The organism is Mucilaginibacter sp. P4_G9, from assembly GCF_056400985.1.
In genome coordinates this window covers 1-4,305 of the sequence record NZ_JBFUKF010000419.1, presented here as the reverse complement: position 1 = coordinate 4,305, position 4,305 = coordinate 1, and the positions used below count along the sequence as shown (strand labels likewise).

4 protein-coding genes and 1 pseudogene are annotated in these 4,305 nt (G+C 42.5%); 2 read left to right on the top strand and 3 right to left on the bottom strand.

What is annotated here, in order from left to right:
* Together AC1DPZ_RS22930 and AC1DPZ_RS22925 are read right to left on the bottom strand one after the other, a co-directional pair.
* Positions 1 to 289 (bottom strand): annotated as a pseudogene (locus AC1DPZ_RS22930) (hypothetical protein); the annotation flags it as partial.
* 5 nt (positions 290 to 294) lie between these two features.
* Positions 295 to 2,226, bottom strand: coding sequence for an amino acid permease (locus AC1DPZ_RS22925; protein ID WP_477407819.1), 1,932 nt, complete (start codon positions 2,224 to 2,226; stop codon positions 295 to 297).
* An 80-nt stretch (positions 2,227 to 2,306) separates the two neighbouring features.
* On the opposite strand from AC1DPZ_RS22925, the gene AC1DPZ_RS22920 reads away from it, so the two are divergent.
* Entirely contained in the window at positions 2,307 to 2,972 is a 666-nt protein-coding gene (locus AC1DPZ_RS22920; protein WP_477407817.1) for a phosphatase PAP2 family protein, read from the top strand.
* Here AC1DPZ_RS22920 and AC1DPZ_RS22915 read toward each other — a convergent pair whose 3' ends face one another.
* On the bottom strand, positions 2,973 to 3,638 hold the full coding sequence (locus tag AC1DPZ_RS22915) for a hypothetical protein (protein ID WP_477407815.1): 666 nt from the start codon (positions 3,636 to 3,638) through the stop codon (positions 2,973 to 2,975).
* A gap of 198 nt (positions 3,639 to 3,836) precedes the next feature.
* Here AC1DPZ_RS22915 and AC1DPZ_RS22910 point away from each other — a divergent pair, with 198 nt between their 5' ends.
* Positions 3,837 to 4,193 (top strand): hypothetical protein, encoded by a 357-nt coding sequence (locus AC1DPZ_RS22910; RefSeq protein WP_477407813.1) that lies wholly within the window; start codon positions 3,837 to 3,839, stop codon positions 4,191 to 4,193.
* The last annotated feature ends 112 nt before the right edge of the window (positions 4,194 to 4,305 follow it).

The window sequence follows — 4,305 nt, the reverse complement described above, 5'->3', positions numbered from 1 at the left end:
AGCAAAGGTTATCAGCGTAGATCTGGTTAAAAGGAAATACTACGTCAATAAAATTTTTGCCTAACTGGGTTACATAGGCAAAATTGGTACGCAAGCCTAAAGCGATCATGCTTTTGGTGGGATAAACCTTAATGGGGGCCATTTGCAGGTATTCATTCACCAGGTGATCAAACAGCGCTATTGTATGGTCTGATTTACCCTGTAGAAAATCGCCCAGGTTACGCTCCCGGCAGGAGTGTACCTGGTTGGTGTTTGTAAATTCCCGGTTGCAGATGGGGCAGGTCCACATAGGTGTTAAGTGGTTTTAGCCTCCCTGCCCAATATACTGTTTTTGTAGCTGTAGGAGAAGTAGATAACCAAGCCTATTACCAGCCATATCAGGAAGCGTAGCCAGTTGGTATAACCAAGTTCGGTCATCAGGTAAAAACAGCTCATAAGGCCCAAAACCGGTATCAGTGAGAAGTTTTTAAGGAAGCTATATATACTTATTATAATGATGAGGATAAAGAACAGGTAATTAGGGAAATTATATAAAAAACCGTCTAATCCTAAGTGATACTTTTTAGYATCACTGATAGGGGTGATCCTCAGCGCTGTGTTAAAGTTATCATCCTCAAGATCTTTAAAATACTTTGTTTGGGCAACCGTGCCACTAACGTTTTGCTTGCCATAAAGCATGCTGCAGGTAGTAAACAAGGCTGTATTATCAGCAGCATCCAGGCTTTCTATTATTGCAGGTTTTTCCTTTAGTTTTTTAAACTGCATCATTTCAACCTGGGGGGCAGGCTTTAAATAAAAAAGCGAACCCAGGATGATAATAGTTATCAGCGGAACAATAAACTTTCCGTTAACATAAGGCAAATGGAACTTGCCTTTAACCGCAGCTTCACGGGGCAGTAACAGCACCCCTCCGCAAACTAATACAAATGCAAACAGGGTACCTATACTGGTTAAATCGGTAACCTCGGTAAGGTTCATAAACAGGGCGGGCACGGCTACCACAAAGCCGGTAACAACAGTTGCAAATGCCGGCGTATGAAATTTGGGGTGAATACGGGAGAATGCTTTAGGCAATAACCCATCGCGGCTCATGCTCATCCAGATACGCGGCTGGCCTAACTGGAATATCAATAAAACGCTTGCGGTAGCAATTACCGCGCTTATTGATATGATGTAGCTTACCTTATGTAAGCCCACTTTGGCAAAAACAAAAGCAAGCGGATCACCAACCTGTAGTTCTTTATAGCTTACCATACCGGTAAGTACAAGCGCTATAAGGATATATAAAACAGTACATATAATAAGCGAATAGATCATGCCCCGGGGCAGGTCGCGCTGTGGTTGTTCGCATTCCTCGGCCGTAGTCGAAATTGCGTCAAAACCGATATAGGCGAAAAATACACCTGATACTCCTTTCATCACGCCGCCAAAACCGTTTGGCATAAATGGATGCCAGTTAGCTGGTGTAACGTAAAAAAAGCCTACCACTATAACCGCTATAACTATCAGTACCTTTAATACCACCATAGCATTTGTTGCCTTCTTTGTTTCGCGGATGCCGATGTAAACCAGGTAAGTGATAATAAATACTATACCTAAAGCCGGCAGGTTGGCAATAAGTTTAAAACCGCCAATACCCGGCGCGTTGTCCCAGGCCATGGCGRCACTTTTTACCCTATCGCCAATAATGGCTRAATTAGCTCCTGCAGCCGACACCGCTTCGTGCCCTCTTAAGGCCGAAACATAATCCATAGCAAGGTATTTGGGTAGATGAATGTTAAAGCCCTCCAGCAGGTTTACAAAATACTCGCTCCAGGATATGGCAACAGCAATGTTACCAATAGCATATTCCATGAGCAGATCCCAGCCGATTATCCAGGCTATCAGTTCGCCAAATGAAGCGTAGGCATAGGTATAGGCGCTGCCGGCAACAGGGATCCGGGATGCAAATTCGGCATAGCATAGTGCCGAAAAACCACAGGTAATAGCAGTTACAATAAATAAAAGGGAAACAGCCGGACCACCATGAAAAGATGCCTCGCCGATAGTACTGAAAATGCCTGCGCCAACTACGGCGGCTATGCCCATGAGGGTCAGGTCTTTAACGTTAAGTTCTTTTTTGAGCTGGGAAGCCGCGGTACCGGGGTGTTCGCTGTCGCTGAAACCGCATTCAACATCATGTAATATTTTGGCAACTGACTTTTTACGAAATATGCTTTTCGACATTTAATTAAATTAATAATAGTGAACCCTTCCCAAACATAATCATTTTTTTGCATTGAATAAGTATATGCTTATTTTGCACCATGAAGATAGGGATAAATGATGTTTTACACAGGATTAAGCCATTTTTTATACTCTACCTGCTGCTTTTGTGCACCTGTTTGGTTATCAAAATATTTTATACACGCCCCGAAATATATTTTGCGGTTAACGGATGGAACAGCCCCTGGGCCGACTATATTGAACCCTATATGACCGATATAGGCGATGGCCTTACGGTTATCTCGCTATCATTAATTTTGCTTTTATTCAGCTATCGCAAATTCCTTTTATTGATATCAAGCTACCTTGTAACATCCCTCGTGGCCCAGGTATTAAAGTACATGGTTGATGCCCCGAGGCCAAAAATTTACTTTAGTGATCAGTGGAGCCACGTACATACCGTTAAAGATATTTATATCCTCAGTTACAACAGTTTCCCCTCGGGGCATACAGCAAGTGCTTTTTCGGCCGCGGTGGTAATAACTTATTGGTGCAAAAATAAAGGCTGGGGTGTCCCAGCCTTATTAATTGCCATATTGGTTGGCTACTCAAGAATGTACCTTACCCAGCATTTTTTTGAAGATGTAATTGCCGGTTCGGTTATTGGCGTAATGGTTACCGTATTTTGGCTAAGCTGGCTGGAAAGCCGGCAATTTATCCATACCGATAAATGGAAAACAGGCCTATACCAAACGCTTTTCAAATAATCAGGCTTCGGCCGCCAGTCGTTTTTTCCTGCGCATAGCTATCACTATAATAATGATGATAAGCGGAGCGCCGCCATATAAAGCTATTTTTAAAGGAGTTGACAAACCTTTTGCATTTGAAATATACTGATCATTACGTTTCAAATCGGGCGCAAGCTTTATGGAGCCAGTAAACTCTTTTAGCTCGGCCTTGGCAAGGTCTGCCCTGGCTTCTGGATAAAAATACTCTATGGTGTAAGTGGCTTCCTGCGTATATAAAAGGATAAACTGCCTTAATTGCGGTGCTTCACCTGTTGAGGCGCTGTTATCAACCCTCAGCGTAAACACCCTGGCTTCAAGTGTACCGATAGTTGTATCGCGTGGGTTCATGATGCTGCCATTGCGTGATTGCTTGCGGATGCCATCAGCAAAATTTTCAAATACCTTTTTCAGGTCTTTCTCTTTATTTAAGGGCTTATTGTTTGCGGCATTTTCGGCACGAATAACATATATATATCCCAAAGAGGCTGTACCCTGGTAAATCTGCTGCCCTAATGTATCTTTTTTTGTAAAGTTTGCAGGTAAAGAAATAGTAACAAGGCTATCTATTTTTACAGGTTTAAGTACCTGGCTAAAACCTAAAGTTGCAAACAGGATGAAACTCCAGCTTAAAATTGTCTTTTTCATAGATAGTTTAACTGTTAAAACAGCAATTGGTTTTAAAAATATGTTGATTATCTGTTATTTTACTTTATTATGAGGCTGGTAATCAGGTAGGTTGCGATGTTTAAAAAGAAAGCGCGGAGGTAAGTTTTTGTAGCCTGGTTGCGAATAATTAAAACTTTATCCTGTCGAAATTGTATTCAGTTAACACATTTGCTCAGGATGAGAAAAACGATAACCACCACCGCTATATTTGTACTGTTATTTGCCGTTTGCCTGGCCGCGGTGAGCAATCTGAACGGCAAATGGAGTGGTGCGGTAAAATTGCCCGACGATAGCATTTTTCAATTGGTTTATAACTTTAAGGTAGATAGCGGCAAGCTTACAGGCACAGCGTTAACACCGGCAGGTGAGGTAATTATTACCGATGGCATGATCAATGGCGACGACTTTTCTTTTAATGTACCCGTGCCCAATGGCAATGCCCCCCATACCGGCAAGCTATATGGCGATTCGATAAAAATGCACCTTGTTTACCAGGGCAAGCATTTGGCTGCAACGCTTAAAAGGAGCAATTAAGGTTTTACTTATAATGATGTGTTCGCAAATCACTGATTGTCAGCGTTGTTTTTTAATATAATCTATGTCATTGCGAGCGCAGCGCGGCAATCGCGAACTGTGCAGGTCCGCC